Raw genomic sequence first — 20,872 nt, 5'->3', positions numbered from 1 at the left:
GTTTTCTCACCAGCGGATGGCCGTCGGCTATCCGTGGAATGTACAGCTGGCAATTGAAGGTTCGCATTACATGCGTCTGATCCGGGGCCTGACCAACCTGAAAGCGCTCTCCCGGCAAGAGGGATCCCCTCTTGCCGATGGTTGCGTTGCCACCATTGGCAACTTCGACGGTGTTCATCTTGGTCATCAAACCATTCTGGACCAGGTCAAGGAAAAGGCCCGCGTCCTTGGGGTGCCGTCGGTGGTGATGATCTTCGAGCCTCAGCCCCGTGAATTTTTCCAGGGCAGTGAGGCACCACCCCGTTTGATGGCGTTTCGTCAGAAATTCGAGGCTCTGCTGGCTGAAGGCATCGATATCGTGTTGTGCCTGCATTTTGATGAGAAATTTCGTAGCTACTCCGGCATGGGATTCATTGAGGACGTCCTGATCGACGGGCTTGCGGTCCGGCATCTGGTGGTTGGTGATGATTTCCGCTTTGGCTGTGATCGCGCCGGGGATTTTGCCTTGCTGGAGCAGGTCGGCGCACAGCGGGGCTTCAGCGTTGAGAATACCCGAACCGTCACCGTTGGCGGCAAGAGAGTAAGCAGTACCCGGGTACGAAACCTGTTGAACGTCGATGGTCTGGAGCAGGCGGAACAACTGCTTGGCCACCCCTACCGGATACGGGGGCGGGTAGTCTATGGCCGCCAATTGGGCCGAGAGCTTGGCGCACCGACGGCAAACATCCTGTTGCGCAGAATGCCTGCGCTTCAGGGGGTGTATGTTGTCAGTGCGACTCTGGAAGACGGCTCCATTCACGACGGTGTCGCCAATATCGGCCTCCGGCCGACGGTGGATGGCAAGCAGCCGTCGCTGGAAGTGCACCTGTTTGACTTTGCTGGCACACTTTACGGACAGCATATTGAAGTGGTGTTTCGTCACGGTGTGCGGGAAGAGATCAAATTCTCCTCCGTGGACGAGCTGAAAGCGCAAATAGCCCGTGATTTTGACAGCGCCCGGGCGTGGATTGCCGACAATGGTTCTGCCGCTGGTGACCGCTGAGGTCGACCGGCGTGATCTGGCCTCTATTTTACTGATGACAACTGACCGAAAGAGTACGCACACATACCATGAGCGACTACAAGCACACTCTGAATCTGCCTGAAACCGCCTTTCCCATGCGCGGTAACCTGGCCAAGCGAGAGCCGGACATGCTCAAACGCTGGCAGGACCTGGACGTCTACGGCAACCTGCGCAAGCAGCGTGAAGGGCGGGACAAGTTCATTCTTCATGACGGCCCTCCTTACGCCAACGGCAGCATTCACATCGGTCACGCGGTCAACAAGATTCTCAAGGACATGATCGTCAAGTCCCGAGGCTTTATGGGGTACGACGCCCCATACGTACCGGGCTGGGACTGCCACGGTCTGCCCATCGAGCACAAGGTTGAGCAGGAAATCGGCAAAGCGGGTGTGAAGGTGGATTATAAAACCTTCCGTCAGGCCTGCCGTGACTACGCCACCAAGCAGATCGCCGGTCAGAAAGCCGACTTTATCCGTTTGGGCGTAATGGGGGAGTGGGACAAACCCTACCTCACCATGGACCCGAAAGTGGAAGCGGGTATTGTTCGCGCGCTTGGCAAGATCGTTGCCAAAGGTCATCTGGTTCGTGGTTACAAGCCGGTTTACTGGAGTGTGGTGGGTCAGTCCGCACTGGCAGAAGCCGAGGTAGAATACCAGGACAAGACGTCCACGCAGATTGATGTGCGCTTCACAGCGGTGGATCAGGCCAAGGCACTGTCGTTGTTTGGCGCTGACAAAGGCGAAGGGGACGTGTCTGTGGTGATCTGGACCACCACGCCCTGGACCATCCCCGCCAATCAGGCGGTGTCGCTGAGTGCCGATCTGGACTACGCCCTGGTTCAGCTGGATGTCGGGCAGGGACCGGAACGGATGATCCTGGCCGCTGACATGGTGGAAGGCATCATGGCGCGCTGGACTGTGGAGAATTTCGAGGTACTGGCCACCTGTTCCGGTGCGGCGCTGGAGCATCTGGCGCTTCACCACCCGGTTTATGACAAACAGGTGCCGGTGACTCTGGGGGGTCACGTATCAACGGACGCGGGTACGGGCGCCGTTCACACTGCCCCCGACCATGGTATGGAAGACTTTGAAGTCGGCAAGGCCTACGGTATCGATACCCTGAACCTGGTACAGGCTGATGGCACCTACACGACTGCCGCGGGTGAGTTTGCCGGTGTGCACGTGTATAAAGCCGATGAGCCGGTGTGTTCCGCGCTGGAGCGTGAGGGCAAGCTGGTGTTCTCCGAGAAGTTCCGCCACAGCTATCCCCATTGCTGGCGCACCAAGACGCCGCTGATCTACCGCGCCACCCCGCAGTGGTTCATCAGCATGGAGAAAGAGAACTTGCGTGCCGATGCCCTGGAAGCCATCAAGGGGGTGCGCTGGATTCCGGCCTGGGGCCAGAACCGCATTGAGGCCATGTTCCAGCAGTCCCCGGACTGGTGTATTTCCCGTCAGCGTACCTGGGGAGTGCCGATTACCCTGTTTATCCACAAGGAAACCCAGGAACTGCACCCGGATACCCAGAACCTGATTGAGGCCGTGGCCAAAGAGATCGAAACCGGTGGTATCGACGCATGGTACGAGATTGACACCAACGCCCTGCTGGGTGATGACGCCGACCAGTATGAGAAGGTCACGGATACTCTGGATGTCTGGTTCGACTCAGGGGTGACCCACGAGTCCGTCCTGCGCCCGCGGACCGAGCTGGGCCAGTTCCCGGCCGATATGTATCTGGAAGGTTCTGATCAACACCGTGGCTGGTTCCAGTCGTCCCTGAAAACCTCCATCGCCATGAACGGTGTGGCACCCTACAAGCAGGTGCTGACCCACGGTTTCACGGTGGACGGCAAGGGCCACAAGATGTCAAAGTCCATGGGCAACGTGATTGCGCCCCAGGAAGTGATGAACGAGCTGGGCGCCGACATCCTGCGTTTGTGGGTGGCTGCCACGGATTACAGTGGCGAGATGACGGTGTCCAAGGACATCCTCCGTCAGACCGCAGACGGTTACCGTCGAATCCGCAACACCGCGCGCTTCTTGCTCAGTAACCTCACCGGTTTCGAGCCGGACCAGCATATGGTCGCGCCGGAGGACATGATTGCTCTGGACCGCTGGATGGTGGATCGTGCCCTGCAGTTGCAGAACGAGCTCAACGAGGACTACCAGAACTACGCCTTCCTGCGCATCTATCAGAAGGTGTATAACTTCTGCGAGGCGACGCTGGGCGGGTTTTACCTCGATATCATCAAGGATCGCCAGTACACCACTCAGGCAGACAGCCGGGAGCGTCGCTCCTGTCAGACCGCGCTCTACCATGTGGCCGAAGCCCTGGTGCGCTGGATTGCACCGATTCTGAGTTTCACCGCGGACGAGATCTGGCAGACCTTGCCGGGTGAGCGTGGCGACACCGTATTCTACGAGACATGGTATGAGGGGCTGACGGCGCTGCCGGAGGATGCCGAGCTGGGGCGCGACTACTGGCGTGAAATCTACAGCGTCAAGGAAGCGGTGAACAAGTGCCTGGAGGAGGCCCGCGGACGTGGTGAAATCAAAGGCTCCCTGAGTGCGGAAGTCACCCTGTATTGTGAAGGTGAGCTGGCGGCGGATCTCAAACACCTGGGTGAAGAGCTGCGGTTCGTTCTGATTACCTCGGAAGCCACCGTCAAGCCGGTGTCCGAGGCTGGTGATGCCGAGTCCACCACCCATGAAGGATTGTTGGTGAAGGTGACCCCGGCGGCTCATGCCAAGTGTGAGCGCTGCTGGCATCACCGTGAAGATGTGGGACAGCACGCGACTTACACGGATCTCTGTGGCCGTTGTGTGACCAACGTGGAAGGGGCGGGTGAAGCCCGTTCGTTTGCCTGATGGATGCGGTTATGAGCGATGAACGCCCCGGCGCCAAACTGAAGTGGCTGTGGCTGTCCGTTCTGGTGATTGCGCTGGACCTGGGAACCAAGGCCATGGCGACAGCCATGCTGACCTACGGCAACCCGGTGCCCGTAATCCCGAGCTTCAACCTGACGTTGCTGCACAACACCGGCGCCGCCTTCAGCTTCCTCGCGGGCGCCGATGGCTGGCAGCGCTGGTTTTTCGTGGTGCTGGCCATTGGCGTGAGCGTGGCCTTGGTGATTTGGCTCCGCTCCCTCAAGCGCCATGAAACCTGGCTGGCCGTTGCCGTCGCCCTGATTCTCGGGGGCGCACTCGGCAACGTCTATGACCGAGTGGTGCATGGCTATGTAGTGGATTTCCTGCATTTCTACTGGCAGGACTGGCACTTTCCCGCGTTCAACCTGGCCGACACCGCGATCACCATCGGTGCCGGCATGATGATTCTCGACATGTTCCGCAAGCCCCCCGAGGAGGTTGCGGACGGGAGCGATAAACACTGATGAAAGAATTGCCTGTAGACAAGGGAACCCGCGTTACTCTCAACTTCGCCCTGAAGTTCCAGGACGGGGAAGTGGTGGATTCCACCTTTGATAAAGAGCCCGCTACCCTGGAGATCGGTGACGAAAACCTGCCCGAGAACTTCGAAGCCTACCTGATGGGCATGACTGCCGGTGAGCAAAAGTCGGTAGAAGTACCGCCTGAGCGGGCCTTCGGTCAGCACAACCCGAATAACGTGCAAACCTTCAAGCGTCACGAATTCAGTGCCGATATGGTACTCGAGCCGGGGGTGATGATCTCCTTCGCCGATGCCCGCCAGCAGGAGTTGCCGGGTGTGGTCAGCCGTGTCGAGGGTGACGAAGTGGAAGTGGACTTCAACCATCCCCTGGCAGGGCGTACACTGACCTTCGACGTGGAAATTATTGACGTGGAGCCGGTCGGACCGGCCCACTAACCATAGCAGCAGGCGCAGATATGCAGATCCGACTCGCGAACCCCCGTGGCTTTTGTGCCGGTGTCGACCGTGCCATCGAAATCGTTAATCGGGCCCTGGATGTGTTCGGGGCGCCCATTTACGTGCGCCACGAGGTCGTTCACAACAAGTTTGTGGTCGACAACCTGAGGGATCGGGGCGCGATTTTCGTGGACGAACTGCACGAAGTGCCGGACGATACCCTGGTCATCTTCAGTGCCCATGGGGTTTCCCAGGCGGTACAGAACGAAGCCGCCAGTCGTGGCCTGAAAGTGTTCGATGCCACCTGTCCGCTGGTCACCAAAGTCCACATGGAAGTCATGCGCTACAGCCGCGAAGGCCGTGAGTGCATCCTGATCGGGCACCAGGGCCACCCGGAAGTCGAAGGCACCATGGGGCAGTACGACCACAGCAACGGCGGCGATATCTATCTGGTTGAAAACGAAGAGGATGTTGAAAAGCTGGAAGTGCAGGACCCGTCCAAGCTGTCCTACGTTACCCAGACCACGCTGTCGATGGACGATACCGCCCGCGTCATTGACGCCCTGCGTGCCAGGTTCCCCGAAATCCAGGGCCCCCGGAAAGACGATATCTGCTACGCCACCCAGAACCGCCAGGATGCGGTCAAACAGCTGGCCGGCGACTGCGACCTGATGCTGGTGGTCGGCTCACCCAACAGCTCCAACTCCAACCGCCTGCGGGAACTGGCCGAGCGCATGGGCACCCCCGCCTACCTGATCGACGAAGCCGCCCAGATCGAACCGCAATGGCTGGACGGAAAACAGTCCGTTGGCGTCACCGCTGGCGCCTCCGCCCCGGAAGTGCTGGTGAATGATGTGATATCCCGCCTCCGGGAGCTTGGTGGTGATCTGCCCGAGGAGATTGCGGGCAGGGAGGAGAACATTGTGTTTTCTATGCCTAAGGAATTGCGAATTGATGTGGTGGATGTAAGCTGATTTTGCATCTGGGCCCGATGGTGCATCGTGGACGTATCTGAGTGTTCGTGTACGTGATGGCCATCACACCAAAAACAGTTTGCATGCCGCTCATCCCCTGACATTTGCCGCTGATCGAGTGACGCTGGCCTATCAATTTCATCTGGCATAATCTTTATCCAAGTAAAACTGGGAAGGATTTATGTCTGGAATCAAGCGTCATTCGGGTTTTACCCTCCTTGAACTTCTGATCACCATTATCATCCTCGGGATCATTGCAGCGTTTGCAGTCCCGTCTTTCCGTGAGATGGTGCTGAATAATCGCCTTTCTGCACAAATCAATGAGACTAGCAGCCTTGTCAGCTTTGCGCGCAGCGAAGCGTCGAAGATTCTTTCCGGTGTCGTTACAGTATGTGCGTCCGCCGACAGTGCGACCTGCAGTGGCAACTCCAACTGGGAAACAGGTGTCATTGTATTCCGCGACGATGACATGAATGCGACATTTGGTGGCACTGATGAGCTGCTCAAGGTCAGCGGGGGGCTTGCGGGCGGAAATACGCTGAGAATTATTGATATGACCAGTGACAGCGGCAACTTCGTGCAGTTTGACAATAAAGGCTTTCCCAGAGCTTCGGCTGCTGTCCCGCCGAATGTAGCTGGCACGTTTGTTGTCTGTGACGAAAGAGGTGCTGCCGAGGCGAGGGCTATCTCGATCAATTTCTCGGGTCAGACCCATTTGGCCAGGGACACCGATGGCAATGGCACTCTGAACGACCATGAAGGCAACGATGTGACCTGTCCGTGATGGTGAGCCAAGACATGAACAAAAAGCGTACATATAAGCATCTATTTTTCCGCACCGGCGACGCGGCCCGAGGTCAGCGTGGCTTCACGCTCATTGAGATCCTCGTAACGGTGTTCATCCTGGCGATTGGCTTGCTCGGTCTGGCCGGTCTCACCCTGGAGGGCATGCGCAACAACCAGGGGGCGTATCTCAGGACGCAGGCCAGCATCCTTGCCTACGATATGGCTGATCGAATGCGCGCCAACAAAGAAAGGGCGGCTGATTATGCCGGCTTCAGCACCGACGGCGCGACCACGACGCTCCCGGCCTGTGCCACTGATGCTGCCGGCTGTACGCCTGCAGACCAGGCAACGTTGGATAAGGTGGAATGGACCCGTCAGATCCAGGGCATAGGCAGCGACACGGTCTTGTTGCCTGGCGGGGTTGGGACGATTCAATTCGATGCAGCCACGTCCAGATTCACTGTCACCGTGACCTGGGATGAGGTCGCCCGGGAGGGGGACGCGGGTGAAAACATTAGCGGCGACGGTTCATACACCGTGCGGTTTCTATTGTGAGGTATGACATGATCAAGGCTCCTGACGTCAGGAACATTGCCAGCATGAGGAATGCCCAGCGCGGTCTTTCTCTGGTGGAGCTGATGGTTGCTCTCGCTCTCAGTGCCACCCTGATATTCGGGGTGTTCACCGTGTACATGGATTCCAACCGGACCTCTCAGGTAAGCAATGCGCTGGCGCGAACCCAGGAGGCCGCACGCATCGCCACAGACCTCATGGCCCGGGATATGCGCATGGTCGGGTTCCAGGGGTGTGCCGATCCGGATGATGTGACGTTGAACATTATCGCCGACAACCCGCCCACATCCGATTTTTTTGAGACTACGTTGCGTGGCTGGGAAGTGACGGACGGGGCCTGGGCCGATGGTACCGAATTTGACGGTACCGCAATCGAGTCGAGTGCCAAAGTGGGCAGTGACGTGATCTCTGTGCAGCGTGGCGAAACAATGGCTATTGGGCTTACGGGCAACATGGAAGTGGAGAATGCCAATGTTCAGGTAACAGGTAACGATGTAGCCCGGTTTGCCCAGAACGATATCGTGATGATCTCCAATTGTGAGGCGGCGGATCTCTTCCGTATCTCCAGTCAGCCCTCTTCCAACACATGGGCTCATGCCAAGGGCGTAAACAGTTCAAACCGTTTGAGCCGGGCCTACACGGCAGACGCAAGAATTATGAGGTTCTCCTCGACACTCTACTTTGTCGCCGATACTGGCCGGGATGATGCCCGAGGCAACGATATTTTTGCACTATACCGTCAGATAAATAAGTTGGATGGGTCGCTCTTGCCGCCGGAAGAAATCGTTGAAAACGTGGAGAATCTCCAGATCGAATTCGGTGAAGTGCTGGCTACCAATAATATTCGTTACCGTCCTGCCAATCAGGTGGGAAATATGACTAGTGTGAAAGCGCTCCGGATTGGCATGCTGATCAGTCACTCTGATCCGGTCCGGGACGACATTGATAGCGCGGATTATGCACTTCCAGGTGAGACAATAACCGGAACCAGCGGTGGTGGTACTGTCACTCACCCGGAGGACCAGCGGTTGCGCCGGACCTTCGTATCAACAGTAATGCTCCGCAACCGTGACTGATGACAGGGTAATGGTGACCAGATGATGAACAGGCAAACAAAATTCGTTTTAGTCCAGCGGGAGCGTGGGGCTACGCTGATCGTATCCCTGATTGTGTTGCTGGTGCTGACGCTGATCGGGATTGCGGGAATGAATACGTCAGTGATGCAGGAGCGCATGGCAGTGAATTCCCAGAATTCCAATCGGTCATTCCAGGCAGCGGAGAGCACGGTTAGGTCGCTGATGGATCTGGTGTACGCAAACAACCTCGATCTGTTGCGAGAGTCCATGCAGAACGCCTCCGGTCTGAGCTCCGAGGTCAATGTGACCATCGATTCTGGAAACGGCGTAAGCGGAAGCTATCAGGCGCGTTATCTGGGTGAGGTCATCGTCACCAGTGGCAGTTCCATGGATGCTGACGAGAGTTCCAACCAGTTAAAGGGATTTCGTTACGAATTGGAGGGCGAGGCCAATATGACAAATACCGGTGCATCCGCGCGAGTGTTCAAGGGCATTGAATACTACTGATATTAATAAGGGGATTTCGTCCCCGGAGGCAGAGATGGGCAAGTTTCACTCAAATAGTATGTTCAACCTTAAAGCTGTCGTTGCCGTGTTGATGTGGGGGCTGGTGTCATTGGTATTGGCCGATGAACCCACAGGTCAGCTTATAGATTCGCCCTACGAGGCAGTGGAGGCGCGGGCAATTGAATTGGTAGTCAGCGCTCGTGGTGATGTGGTCGGAGTCCGTGGCGAGGGCTGTCCTGGCTGTCCCTCTTCTTCCCTCCTTCCGTCGGGGAATCTGACGGTTGAGGCTGGAGGCCGGCAATTACAGCAGGGCGAGTTGGACACTTTCAATGGTAGACCGGGAGTTATACATATCCACCGGCCGACGGGCATGGCTCACCGTGTGTCCTTCACTGGCGTTTATTCCTCTGGAGGTGGCGAATAATGAAAACAAAACTCAATTTCCGCCTGATAATCTCGGTGGTGGCAATGGCCTTTGCTGCTACAGCGAGCGGACCGGTCTACGCGGACGATACCGAAATCTTCTTCACACCGCCGGGCACCTCGCAGATTGTTAAGCCCAATATCATGTTTATCATCGATAACTCGGGCAGCATGGGCAGTTCCGTTGACAACGCTGGCACTACCCGCATGGATGTGGTTCAGACGGTGACCAAGAATCTGATCGATAAGATGCAGGACATCAACGTTGGTGTCATGAAGTTCAACATCCAGACAAAATGCACTAGTAAAGATGATGACGGTACCTGTACAGAAAATACAGCTTATACGGAGAGTGGCGGCCATATCCTCTCTGCACCGGTCGACGTGGAGACTAACGCGGCAACCTTGAAGGGGTTAGTTGACGGTCTGTACCCGGTGGGTAACACGCCTTTATCTGAAACTCTGGCTGAAACCGCTCGCTACTTTCGGGGTGATGCCCCCTCGTACGATGATCAGCCGATTTCATCGGTCACTTCCGAGACGGACGGGTCATACGTTTCGCCGGTTACCTACCAATGCCAGAAGAACTATGCAGTTTTCCTGACTGACGGCGCACCTACTGCGGATGATACGGATTCGGCTATTGGTACCTATATAGGTCAGGCTTGCGGGGACGGTAACGCATCGGATTCCAATGGCAGCTGCCTCGACGAAGTGGCCGGTTTTCTGGTCGATGCTGATCTGAGTGCGTCCCTGGATGGTGACCAGTACCTGATCACCCACACAGTCGGGTTCCACACAAACCAAACCTTACTGTCGGATACTGCCGCCGCTGGCGATGGCAATTATTATCTGGCTAATGATCAGGCCGCTTTGGAAGACGCATTCGATAAAATCTATCAGGCGGTCCGAGCTCAGGGCACAACCTATGTATCCCCGGGCGTTGCGATCAACACCTTCGATCGACTAAACCACCTGAACACTCTCTATTACGCACTGTTCCGGTCGGATAAGGGCGCCATCTGGGATGGCAACCTGAAGCGGTACAAGCTGGATATTCAAACCGACAATTCAGGTAATTCGGTTGCGGTCATCGTGGATTCCAATGGTAATCCCGCTATAGACAATACCACCGGATTCTTTAAAGAAACGGCAAAAAGCTGGTGGAGCCCAGAGGTTGACGGGCCGGACGTCAGTCTCGGGGGAGCTGCATCCCAATTGCCAACGACGACATCCACACGCAACGTTTATTCAAACCTTGACTCTCGTAGTTCGAATCTCACGAACTCGGGTAATGAGGTCGTCACTACCAACACCAATATTACCAAGGCGGATCTTGGTGACACTGACGGCACCATGACCGATGCAGAATTCGAGAAAATTATCAGCTGGACACGCGGGGTGGATGTCAACGATGTGGACGGTGACTCGGATACAACCGATGCGCGGCAGTTGCTGACAGATCCACTGCACTCTGTGCCCCAGTTGGTGATCTACGATGCGACGACCACTCCCCAGAATACTACTATCTACTACGCTGATAATCAGGGCTTTATCCATGCAGTGGATGGCAATACAGGGGAAAGTGACTTCGCTTTTATCCCCCGGGAATTGCTAAAGAACCAGCAGGCGATGATGAACAGTACAGAATCTTCCACCAAGCTGTACGGCATGGACGGTTCGGTCGTGAAGTGGAGCCATGATGAAAATAACGATGGTAAAATCGCCAGTGCAGATAATGATTTTGTCCGTATTTACTCTGGCATGCGCCGCGGTGGTCGAAGTTATTATGCTCTGGATGTAACCAGCCCCTCCTCACCGAGCCTGATGTGGTCCATAACCGGAGGTGCGAGTGCCACAAGCGGGTTTGAGGAAATGGGGCAAACCTGGTCGACGCCGGTCAAAACAAAGGTATCAATCCAGGGGAAGGCTTATGAAGTGCTGATCTTCGGTGGCGGTTATGACCCGGATCAGGATTCGGCAACCACCCATACTGCCGATGATGAAGGCAGAGCGGTGTATATTGTTGACGCCGCGACGGGAGAGCGAATCTGGTGGGCAGGCCCAACTGACAGTGGCGCAGATCTTGAACTTGCGGAGCTTCAGTACAGTATTCCGGCTTCTCCAAAAGTCCTGGACATTAATGGTGACGGCTTTGCTGACCAGATATATGTTGGCGATATGGGCGGTCAGATTTTCCGTTTTGATACGGGAGATTCCAGTAAGAGTAACACCCTTGTGGTCACTGGCGGGCGTATTGCCAACTTGGGTGTTACCCATTCGGACCTGACCGAAACCTCCGAGGAGAAGGCCCGTCATTTTTATCATACGCCGGATCTGTTCGGGATAAAGATCGGTGGCACACGGTATCTGGGCCTGGGGATTGGTTCCGGCTATCAGGCGCACCCGCTCAATACCACGATCAAGGACAGGCTCTACATGCTGAAAATTGAATCGGTGAGTTCGGCGCCCATTGATCCATCAGACCCGGATGAAACTAGGGTGCTCTATGAAACCCTGACCGAAGATGATCTGTATGACGCAACAGATAACGTCATTCAGGAGGGCACTGACGCTGAAAAGACCGCGGCTTCGACTGACCTGGCAGGCAAACACGGTTGGTTTATTCGTTTGACCAATGCCGGCGAAAAGGTTCTGTCCGAAAGCACGACGGTCAATAATGAAATCTATCTGACCACTTATGAGCCCAAAGCCAGCAGTAACCCCTGCCTCCCGCCAACGGGCACGTCCAGGCTTTACCACCTTTCGGCATTTGACGGCAGGGCAGTTCAGAATTACGACGGCACAGGGGCTGATGATGCTCTGACCAAGAGCGATCGTTATGTGGAGCTAAAAACGGCCGGGCTGCCCCCAACGCCCCAGAGGATGCGGGTTGAGGATACGGACGTTATCTGTATCGGTACGGAGTGCAAGACCATTGATACGGTCAAGGGTGTTGTCGAAACCTATTGGTATGAGGATTAAGGTTTGATGAGATCATGCAAAGATCAAAAAGGCTTCACCCTGATCGAATTGATGATTGTGGTGGCTATCGTTGGCATCATCGCCGCCATCGCATACCCGAGCTACACCGAGCATGTCCGGAAGACCAAGCGCTCTGATGGCCAGGGGGCGCTGATGGGACTGGCAGGCGCCATGGAAAGGCATTATGCTTCTAACAACAGCTATACGGGTGCTGCAAGTGGTGGAGCAGACACAGGATCGCCTGCTATTTATCCTGACGAGGCGCCACTGGATGGCAATGACAAGTATTATGACTTGAGCATTCAGGCTGCGGATGCCACGTCCTTTACGTTGAGGGCGACTCCCAAGGGAGCGCAGGCCGGCGATGGTATGTTGGAACTGGACTCTACCGGAGTGAGGCGTTGGGATAAGGATGCCAGTACGGTTTTCGAGGCCGGCGAAAATACCTGGAGTAAATAGGCAACTTCTTCAAAGCCGGTCGAATGACCGGCTTTTTCATTTGCCCCGTTTAACAAGTAATGGTGGTTCCCCAGCGCAGCCTGATGATGCCGTCGGCATCATCATCGTATTCAACCCGGAAACGCCCAGCCATATTAACGGGCATATACGTCATGGTGCCACTGTCGATTTCGTTGGGGCAGAGAACCAGGCTGCCGGGTGACCCGTGGGCCATGCCGTATTCATTGAAGCGGAAGTAGCCCCGTCCGCCGGTTCGTGAGCGCAGTGTGAAAGGTCTGATCCCGGGAGCCATTTGCCTAAGGATTCTGCCATCGTCTGGTTGTTTATCCTTATCCTCGTCTATGAACACCGATACCGGTAACTCCCAATTGTCTACGCATTGTTGTTTATCCGAGAGAGGGCAGACGGTAACAAGTTTGCGTTGGCTGGCGGCGCTCCAGCGGGCGAAAGCAAACAGTCCGTGGTAGTTTTCAAGAATAGCTCTATGCTGTCCCTTGTTGACCAGCATTTTCCAGCCGGGTACGGCTAAACTCAGAGTGACGGCGACAATGGCTATGACAATAATCAATTCCAGTAGGGTAAAACCTGTGGGATGCTTTGTCGGCAGCATTCTGAACACTCCATGTTGTTGGTAAATACAGGGTACTGACTTCCTGTCAGGGCCTGGGCAGGGAGTATAACTGATTACTTGAGGTGGATATGAGGGGCACGTCTCTCAAAATCCGGTTAATGGGCTTGTACGTTTAATTTGATTTCTTGCTGGCTAAGCCATAAAAATGTTGAGGAAAATCATGAAGTTTTCACGGCCCTCTGGTCAGATCGGCTTTACCCTGATTGAGTTGATGATCGTCGTTGCCATCATTGGTATCCTCGCAGCGATTGCCTACCCCAGTTATCTGGAGCACGTCAAGAGTACCAGGCGTGGAGATGCGCAAGGCGATCTGGCGTCCTTTGCGAATGCCATGGAGCGCTACTACACCCGGAACAGTACGTACATTGGCGCCGATGGAGGTAGTTCGGATATAAGCAACACGCTCACCGTTCCCGATGCGTCGGTATTTCGAAGTCAGTCACCAGCCGATGGAACCGCTTTCTATAACTTGAGAATCTACAACCTGACGGCCAACAGCTACGAGTTGAGAGCTGTGCCAATTGCGGGAACCCCTCAAGCTGATGATGGCTTTCTTCAGCTTATGTCTTCGGGTATGCGCGGCTGGGATCGCGACAACCTGGGTTCGATTGATGCGGGAGAACAGTCCTGGTCGAAGTAGAGTAGTTGTCTAAACGTTAGTGGAGTCTATGTCATTGGAGGACATTCCTGTTGCTCCATGTATCCCGCCAATTGCGAAATGCGTCGCAAAAGTTCCAAATTGTCAATTGTTGAAAAACTCACCGATTTAGCGTTAACAAACCAATCCTAACGGCCGATTAATAGTGTAATGTCGACTATGTAGAGGTTGGTCTGGTTTCCCGGCAACGAAGTGAATTCGGGAGTTTTCTCAGTATGACGTTCAAAAGCCAAAAAGGGTTCACTTTAATTGAATTGATGGTGACCATTGCCGTTCTGGCAATTATTGTCGGCTGGGCTATTCCCTCAATGTACTCACTGATAAACCAGAACCGGCTTACTGCTACCTCCAATCAGATGCTTGGCCTCATCAACCAGGCTCGCAGTGAAGCTCTGCGCAGGGCGGACAGGGTCTGGGTCTCTCCCCTTGACGGCAGTTCCTGGTCTTCGGGCGTTGCCATCTGGCGTGATGCGGATGGTGATGGTGCCCGCAGTGACTCGGAAATCATCCGTATGGTGGAAGGTAGCAGCGGTCCGATTTCCGTTACCGGATCGGCGTCTGCCCTGGCAACGGCACCGTTTGGCTTCAATGGAGCCGGCTTTGCCATTGATGAACAGGCATACCGTATGACTGTCTGCATTGATGGCAAGACTGATGGCCAGGAAATCGAGATCAATGGTGGCGGACAGATCCGCGCCCAAAGCGCTGTGTGCGGGGGTGGCGGATGATTCGTCAACAGCGTGGCGTGGGCATGATCGAGATTCTGGTGGCTACCCTGATTTTTGCCATCGGCCTGCTCGGTGTGGCGGGTATGCAGGTGTTTACCCTCAAGATGAACAGCAACTCGGAGATCCGCACCCGGGCAACGTTGCTGGCTTCCGACATCGTGGAGCGAATGAGGGCCAATCCGAGTCAGTGGGACGCCTACAGTATGGGCACGGATGAATGTGCGACGGCGGTTGCCGGAAGTCCGTCTTCCACCAATGTGGCCGCGCTTGATCGTCGCCAGTGGTGTCTCAGGCTGGATCGTGAACTGCCTGCTTCCGAAGCAGAGATAGTGGTAGCGAATGAGGTCGTTACGGTCAGCATTCGCTGGCAGGAACGCGAGGGGCGTGAGTTGGTGGACGCGGATGGTGCGGGCACCGGGTCTGAGCAGAGCACCAATGAGTTCGTTTTAAGGGCGAGGCTGGGCAATGCGTGACGTTGAATCAAGCCAGGTATCACCACAGTTGGGCTTTACGCTGGTTGAGCTGATGGTCTCCATGACCCTGGGGCTGATCCTGACTGCGGGCCTGGTACAGATCTTTGTCTCCAACAAGCAGTCGTTTGTTATGAGCCAGGCCCTGTCGAACGTTCAGGAATCCGGTCGTGAAGGCGCGATGATTCTGGCCCGGGAAATCCGCAATGCCGATTACTGGGGATGTATTACGGCTGCAACATCGGTTAAGAATAATCTCAACCCTGGTGGCACCGATGACGTGCTGGATTTTTCTCGGGGGCTGGAAATATACCCCGATGCCGACGGTGACAACGCGATTGTGGACGGCTCTCACGTGATTGTTATGCGAGGCATCGGTGGCGGACCCGAAGTCACGGTAGAGAAAGTACCCGCTGCGGATTCCGCTTCTCTCCATGTCAGCGATGCATCACTATTTGATGTGGGTGATATTCTTCTGGTGAGTGACTGCGAGCACGCCAATATATTCCAGGTCAGCAAGGCCAACGATAATGGAAATGATCTTGTCGTTCACAACACTGGCGGAACAATGCAGCCTGGCAATGCTGTTAAAACCATGCCAAAGAAGTACAGCGACAACGCTAAGGTATACCGGCCTTCTGTGACGCGCTATTCAGTGCAGGCGGATGCAAATGGCCGACGCTCGCTTGTGGTAGAGCGTGCCCTGATTGCTGATAATAGTGGTACCGCGAGTGCCCTGGGTACCCCCGTTGAGCTGGTTGCCGATATTCGTGACATGCGAACCCACATCGGAGTCGATACCGATGATGATGGCGCTGTCGATAGCTGGCAGGACCCTCCAGCGAAAGATGCCGCTAACGCTACTGATATTTTGGCTCAGACCCTGGCAGTCAAAGTCAGCATTCTGGTGCGCTCTCGTGATGACAATGTGAACGACGATGCGATTGAATTCTGTTTTCCGGGCTGGCTGGACTGCACCAGTGACGCCACCGGCCTTCAGACCGCCGATGACAGTGCGCTTTACCGGGTCTACACGATGACCGCCAGCATTCGTAACCGGACGTTGGAGGGGATTTGATGAAAGCCCATAACCGGCAGCAGGGGGCCGCACTGGTGATGACCCTGCTCATCCTGCTGATCCTGACATTGCTCGCATCCAGCAACATGGAGCGGACCACCATGCAGGAATTGATGGTGAACGCTCAGCGGGACGGTGAAATGACACTGGAGCTGACCGAGGAAGTTCTGCGCGAAGCAGAACGAAGAATCGATAGTGGTCTGGTGGTGTTGTCCGACTTTGATAAGGATGGTCCGCTGTATGCCGCCGGTTCGGCTCCAGATGCCAATGCCTCGTCCACCTGGACCGATTCCAACACCTTCACAGCCCAGCAAACGTACGACGACTGGGTTACGGAGTTCGGTGCCAAGTCCCTTGTGGTGCCCAGGTACTACATTGAACTGGTCGGGGATGTTGAGGGCATGAGCCAGGTCACCGATGTGGTGATGGCTGGCCGGCAGGATATGACCACCGGGGATATTCGCCCGCTGGGATTCCGGATAGTTGCCATGTCACAGGGGCTCAGCGGAAATGCCCGCCGGGTTGTGGAAGTCTATTATGCAGGTGAGCTATGAATAACCGGCTGGCAGTGTTTGCACGTAATGTGTTCGTGGCTTTCTGTCTGGTGCTGCCGGCATCCGGATATGCTGCTACTGGCGGTCTGGCCCAGACGCCGTTGTTCATCAGCCCCGGCACTCAGCACAATGTGATGTTCGTGATGGACGATTCCAGGCTTATGGACCTGGAGCTGTTGTTGAATGGGGCGCCTTCCGGGGCTGCAGATGACGAGACCCTGACCACCTGGTTCGGCCAGCTACTGGGGGACTCAGGCGTGGACGTGTTGAACCTGTCCGAATTACTGATCGGAAGCGCGAACTATGGCTACCTGTTCGAAACGTTTCTTGCTCCGGAATCCGGTGGGGTGCGTCGCTACAATGGCCAGCGCCTGAATGAGGACCACCAGGTGGTCCCGCCGATGAAAGCCTTTGGCTTTATGCGTTCCAACACCTATAACCCGCAATACTATGATCCTGCTGTGGATTATGCCCCATGGAGCCAGGATGGAGTATATGGTGATGCCGTACTAGGAAATCCGCTTCTCGATCCAAACTATCCGATGACATTTGATGAAGCGACCACAACGGCCGGTGGTGCACTGATTTCCGGTGTTACCGATTTGATCGATAGCGCGTTTTGTGCGTTCTTCGATAGCCCGTTGAATATTTTTGGCCTGCCGAAGCCAGACTATTGCAAGGAAACCTATCCGCTGGCTGAAACCCGCATACTGCCTTTCGCATTTTCGGGCAGCCTCGCACAACAACTGAAAATCGCCACCGAGACGGGGGCAAGCGTCAACAGGATAATTTCAGAGAGTGCCGATGGCAGTTTGAGTCTTGCCGATGCAACCGAGATGGGGCTAGGGTGCACAGCGGAACAACTGAGTGCAAACTTTCAGGATCTTGCAGAAGATCTGGTGCAAGATGTGTACTACCAGTGTATTGCCTTTACCCCGGCCACATACTACGTTCCTGTCAACAACGGTTCCTACAAGCTTTGGTTCCTGCCTGAAACTTTTAACTGTGCCTCCCCAAATCCTGAGCACTTTGCATCTCTCGTTCAGCAATGGTCACTTGAGAACAGTCTGACGTTTAAGCGGGCAGATGGCACCGCTTTTGACGGTGCCTTGGCACCTGATGGGCGTTGTCTTGAAAGAATCCGTGTTAACGACGAGAGCCGGGTTTATCATGCCGGAACCGACTATGAACGGACTTTCGTGGAAGAACTCCAGAACTTCTCGAACTGGTTCCAGTATCACCGCAGTCGTCATCAGTCCGTCCGGTACGGGCTGGGCGAATCCCTGCAATCCATCAGTGGCATCCGCGCCGACCTTCTGACTGTCAATGACCAGACCACGGACGCCAGTATGCTGGATACCAGTGATCGGGCCGTCGACGGCGACTTCGAGGCGCTGCAGGAAAAGGTATTCCATGCCTATGACGACGTTCCCGCAACCAACGAGGCGCCCTTGCGTGGGGCACTTGATTACGTTGGAACACAGTACCAGCGAACAGGCGTCGATGCGCCCATTCAATACGAGTGTCAGCGCAACTATACATTGATGTATACCGACGGATTTGCCACCGATTACGAGGTCGATTCGTCGTCGCTGGCCGATATCGCAGCAGAGTATTATTCAACCAACTTGCGGACAGATTTGCCGCAGGGGCAGGTGCGCATACCGGGCCAGTGCCTGGATAATGATCCTTACCCGGGATTGGACTGCAACTCCAATCTGCACATGAACACCTACGGCGTGTTGCTGGGATCAAAGGGAACCGTCTACGGCCAGCAGATTGACGGTACGCTCTACGATTCCGTTGATGATGTATACGCCGTTGAGCCGGCGTGGCCGGATGTCAATGATGTGACTGACCCTGCAATTTCAATGTTTCAGATTGACGACCTGTACCGTGCCACCGTGAACGGTAAAGGGGAGATCTACAACGCCCGTCTCCCGGCAGACATCACCGATGGCCTGAACCGTGCGCTGGAAGATATCGACAATCAGTCCGGTGCTGCAGCCGCTGTGACATTCAGCAGTGCCACGGTGGAGTCGGACTCGCTGATCTTCAGTGCTATTTTCAACAGTCGTCGCTGGAGTGGACAGCTGTCTGCGCGGGCCTTGAACAGCAGCAATGGTCGTCTGGTAAAGAACGCTGACGGTTCTTACATTGGCGATGTTGTGTGGGAAGCTGGCGCCATACTTGATAGCCGCAACCTGAATGCCAATGCCCGGGAGATTATCACCTACAACTCTGTAACTGGCCAGGGCGTGCCGTTCCAATGGTCAAGTCTGACGACAACGCAGCGTGCTGATCTGTTAACGGCCACCGATAGCCTGGACGCCACGGCTGCTGAGAACCTGGCTATTGATCGCCTGGCTTATATTCGAGGGAATCGTGGCAAGGAGGCTCCATTCGGTCAATTCCGCGTACGAGATGGTCGTCTGGGAGATATTGTTCACAGTGCGCCGGTCTACGTGGCCGAGCCGCGGATGGGATGGCCGGATCAGTTCCCCTACGGCGCCGAGGGTGCCCGTTATTCGGATTTCCGCTACTCCGATACCATTTCCGGGCGAACACCGGTTGTTTATGTGGGCGCCAATGACGGTATGCTCCATGCGTTCAAGGCTACCCGGGATGCGACCGGAGGCGATGAGTTGTTCGCCTACGTTCCGGATCTGGTATTCAGCGACAGCCCTGGTAAAGGCCTCAATTACCTCACCGACCCGGGTTACCTGCACCGTTATTACGTCGACCTCACGCCGACGGTCTTTGATGCCTACATTGATGTTGATGATGGTACGGGAGATGGCTGGCGGAGCCTGCTGATTGGTGGTTTACGTGCTGGCGGCCGGGGTCTGTTTGCACTCGATATCACGTCGCCGGACAGTGTCGGTGAGGCAGACGCAGACGATCTCGCACTCTGGGAGTTTGTGAACGACGATCTTGGCTATGTCATTGAGCCGGTCAACGTCATCCTGACGGATCTTGGCTCGGGTTATGAGTGGGTCGCAGTGTTCGGTAACGGGCTGGATGCACCCAGTGGTCGAACCGGGCTGTTTCTGCTGCGGCTGGAAGGCGGACTGGACGGAACCTGGACTGAGAACAGTGATTACTGGTTTATCGAGGTAGACAGTGGTCCTGCCGGAGGCATGAACTCGGATGTCCGGTTGATCGACCTGGATGCAGACAATCTGGTGGACCGCATTTATACCAGCGACCTGGACGGACGCATCTGGGCCTTTGCGTATGATGCGAACAATGATGAATGGGCCAGTGCATACAATGGCAATGGCGCAGATGCCGGACCTAAGCCGCTGTTTACCGCACCGGCTGGTCAGCCGATTACCTCAGCGCCTATGGTCGTGCGTAATCCCTTTGTAGAGACCGGCAATCAGACCGCGCCGAACCTTCTGGTGCTGTTTGGTACTGGTCAGTATCTGAATCAGGGAGACGTAGTAAACACGACACCCACACAGTCATTTTATGGTATCTGGGATTCCGGGGTGTCAGATCTCGATACGGAGGGCGGGCTACTGCTGGAGCGCGATATTACCGAGTCCACCACAGACGAGGGGGTGGTTCGCAACCTCAGTGATGATGAGATTACCTGGGGTGATAAGAATACCCCATACATGGGCTGGTACATTGATTTCGATACCCTTTCCGGAGAACGGGTGATCATGGTGCCACAGGTGCGTGGCAATACCATTCTTTTCAATACCACGATTCCGCCGACGAACGAGTGCTCCTCCAACGGTGGGAGCTTCCGGATGTTTGTAGATCTCGATGGGACGGATCCGGACCAGCAGGTATTCGATACCAATGGAGATGGCCGAGTAACGAATGCGGACACGCTGGTGTCCGGTTTCTATTTCGCTGGCGGGGTGCTTTCCATGTCCAGGATATTGGGTAAGGTGATGTTCGATAACACCGCCGGTGGCGTTGGCGAGCTTCAGGACTTTACCAATGAGAACGTCGTGGAGTTTGGGGACAAGACTCTGAGCGGGCGTTTGGGGTGGAGAGAATTGATTTCAGATTGATAGCAGGTGGATCAAGAAAAGGGATAGCGGTGC

Annotated in this window: 18 protein-coding genes; 17 read left to right on the top strand and 1 reads right to left on the bottom strand. The window is 55.5% G+C overall.

Annotated features, from left to right (window positions below; all coding sequences use genetic code 11):
• Positions 1-70 precede the first annotated feature (70 nt).
• The 11 genes from ribF to MARLIPOL_RS17525 all read left to right on the top strand — a co-directional run bounded on the left by ribF (position 71) and on the right by MARLIPOL_RS17525 (position 12,689).
• On the top strand, positions 71-1,042 hold the full coding sequence (gene ribF, locus MARLIPOL_RS17580; protein WP_012139692.1) for a bifunctional riboflavin kinase/FAD synthetase: 972 nt from the start codon (positions 71-73) through the stop codon (positions 1,040-1,042).
• Between the two features lie 68 nt (positions 1,043-1,110).
• Entirely contained in the window at positions 1,111-3,930 is a 2,820-nt protein-coding gene (gene ileS, locus MARLIPOL_RS17575) for an isoleucine--tRNA ligase (RefSeq protein ID WP_012139691.1), read from the top strand.
• Positions 3,930-4,454 carry a signal peptidase II gene (lspA, locus tag MARLIPOL_RS17570; RefSeq protein ID WP_012139690.1) on the top strand — a complete coding sequence of 175 codons (525 nt, stop codon included), beginning with the start codon at positions 3,930-3,932 and terminating at the stop codon, positions 4,452-4,454. Before ileS ends, lspA begins: the two co-directional genes overlap by 1 nt.
• Complete coding sequence (locus MARLIPOL_RS17565; RefSeq protein ID WP_012139689.1) at positions 4,454-4,906, top strand: FKBP-type peptidyl-prolyl cis-trans isomerase; 453 nt, start codon at positions 4,454-4,456, stop codon at positions 4,904-4,906. Before lspA ends, MARLIPOL_RS17565 begins: the two co-directional genes overlap by 1 nt.
• 20 nt (positions 4,907-4,926) lie before the next feature.
• Positions 4,927-5,880 (top strand): 4-hydroxy-3-methylbut-2-enyl diphosphate reductase, encoded by a 954-nt coding sequence (ispH, locus tag MARLIPOL_RS17560; RefSeq protein WP_012139688.1) that lies wholly within the window; start codon positions 4,927-4,929, stop codon positions 5,878-5,880.
• 181 nt (positions 5,881-6,061) lie between these two features.
• Positions 6,062-6,664 carry a GspH/FimT family pseudopilin gene (locus MARLIPOL_RS17555; protein ID WP_012139687.1) on the top strand — a complete coding sequence of 201 codons (603 nt, stop codon included), beginning with the start codon at positions 6,062-6,064 and terminating at the stop codon, positions 6,662-6,664.
• A 14-nt stretch (positions 6,665-6,678) separates the two neighbouring features.
• The gene (gene pilV, locus MARLIPOL_RS17550) at positions 6,679-7,221 is read left to right on the top strand and encodes a type IV pilus modification protein PilV (RefSeq protein WP_036192448.1); all 543 of its coding nucleotides are present in this window, start codon (positions 6,679-6,681) and stop codon (positions 7,219-7,221) included.
• A gap of 8 nt (positions 7,222-7,229) precedes the next feature.
• Positions 7,230-8,315, top strand: coding sequence for a PilW family protein (locus MARLIPOL_RS17545; protein WP_012139685.1), 1,086 nt, complete (start codon positions 7,230-7,232; stop codon positions 8,313-8,315).
• A 21-nt stretch (positions 8,316-8,336) separates the two neighbouring features.
• Positions 8,337-8,822, top strand: a complete 486-nt coding sequence (locus MARLIPOL_RS17540; protein WP_456085437.1) for a pilus assembly PilX family protein — start codon at positions 8,337-8,339, stop codon at positions 8,820-8,822.
• A 423-nt stretch (positions 8,823-9,245) separates the two neighbouring features.
• On the top strand, positions 9,246-12,230 hold the full coding sequence (locus MARLIPOL_RS17530; RefSeq protein ID WP_012139682.1) for a pilus assembly protein: 2,985 nt from the start codon (positions 9,246-9,248) through the stop codon (positions 12,228-12,230).
• 6 nt (positions 12,231-12,236) lie between these two features.
• Positions 12,237-12,689, top strand: a complete 453-nt coding sequence (locus MARLIPOL_RS17525; RefSeq protein WP_012139681.1) for a type IV pilin protein — start codon at positions 12,237-12,239, stop codon at positions 12,687-12,689.
• A 49-nt stretch (positions 12,690-12,738) separates the two neighbouring features.
• Here the strand turns inward: MARLIPOL_RS17525 and MARLIPOL_RS17520 are convergent, their stop codons facing one another.
• Positions 12,739-13,299 carry a GspH/FimT family pseudopilin gene (locus MARLIPOL_RS17520; protein ID WP_012139680.1) on the bottom strand — a complete coding sequence of 187 codons (561 nt, stop codon included), beginning with the start codon at positions 13,297-13,299 and terminating at the stop codon, positions 12,739-12,741.
• Positions 13,300-13,480: 181 nt separating this feature from the next.
• On the opposite strand from MARLIPOL_RS17520, the gene MARLIPOL_RS17515 reads away from it, so the two are divergent.
• The 6 genes from MARLIPOL_RS17515 to MARLIPOL_RS17490 all read left to right on the top strand — a co-directional run bounded on the left by MARLIPOL_RS17515 (position 13,481) and on the right by MARLIPOL_RS17490 (position 20,839).
• Complete coding sequence (locus tag MARLIPOL_RS17515; RefSeq protein WP_012139679.1) at positions 13,481-13,960, top strand: type IV pilin protein; 480 nt, start codon at positions 13,481-13,483, stop codon at positions 13,958-13,960.
• A 233-nt stretch (positions 13,961-14,193) separates the two neighbouring features.
• The gene (locus MARLIPOL_RS17510) at positions 14,194-14,706 is read left to right on the top strand and encodes a GspH/FimT family pseudopilin (RefSeq protein ID WP_012139678.1); all 513 of its coding nucleotides are present in this window, start codon (positions 14,194-14,196) and stop codon (positions 14,704-14,706) included.
• Positions 14,703-15,179 (top strand): type IV pilus modification protein PilV, encoded by a 477-nt coding sequence (gene pilV, locus MARLIPOL_RS17505; protein ID WP_012139677.1) that lies wholly within the window; start codon positions 14,703-14,705, stop codon positions 15,177-15,179. Before MARLIPOL_RS17510 ends, pilV (MARLIPOL_RS17505) begins: the two co-directional genes overlap by 4 nt.
• On the top strand, positions 15,172-16,254 hold the full coding sequence (locus MARLIPOL_RS17500) for a PilW family protein (RefSeq protein WP_012139676.1): 1,083 nt from the start codon (positions 15,172-15,174) through the stop codon (positions 16,252-16,254). Before pilV (MARLIPOL_RS17505) ends, MARLIPOL_RS17500 begins: the two co-directional genes overlap by 8 nt.
• Positions 16,254-16,808: a pilus assembly PilX family protein gene (locus MARLIPOL_RS17495; RefSeq protein ID WP_012139675.1), complete on the top strand. Its 555-nt coding sequence runs from the start codon at positions 16,254-16,256 to the stop codon at positions 16,806-16,808. The genes MARLIPOL_RS17500 and MARLIPOL_RS17495 overlap by 1 nt, the downstream gene beginning before the upstream one ends.
• Positions 16,805-20,839 (top strand): pilus assembly protein, encoded by a 4,035-nt coding sequence (locus MARLIPOL_RS17490; protein WP_012139674.1) that lies wholly within the window; start codon positions 16,805-16,807, stop codon positions 20,837-20,839. The genes MARLIPOL_RS17495 and MARLIPOL_RS17490 overlap by 4 nt, the downstream gene beginning before the upstream one ends.
• The last annotated feature ends 33 nt before the right edge of the window (positions 20,840-20,872 follow it).

It is taken from the genome of Marinobacter lipolyticus SM19 (assembly GCF_000397065.2).
Taxonomy (GTDB): domain Bacteria; phylum Pseudomonadota; class Gammaproteobacteria; order Pseudomonadales; family Oleiphilaceae; genus Marinobacter; species Marinobacter lipolyticus.
The sequence above is the reverse complement of the archived record's forward strand: the minus strand, read 5'-3'. Positions and strand labels throughout refer to the sequence as shown.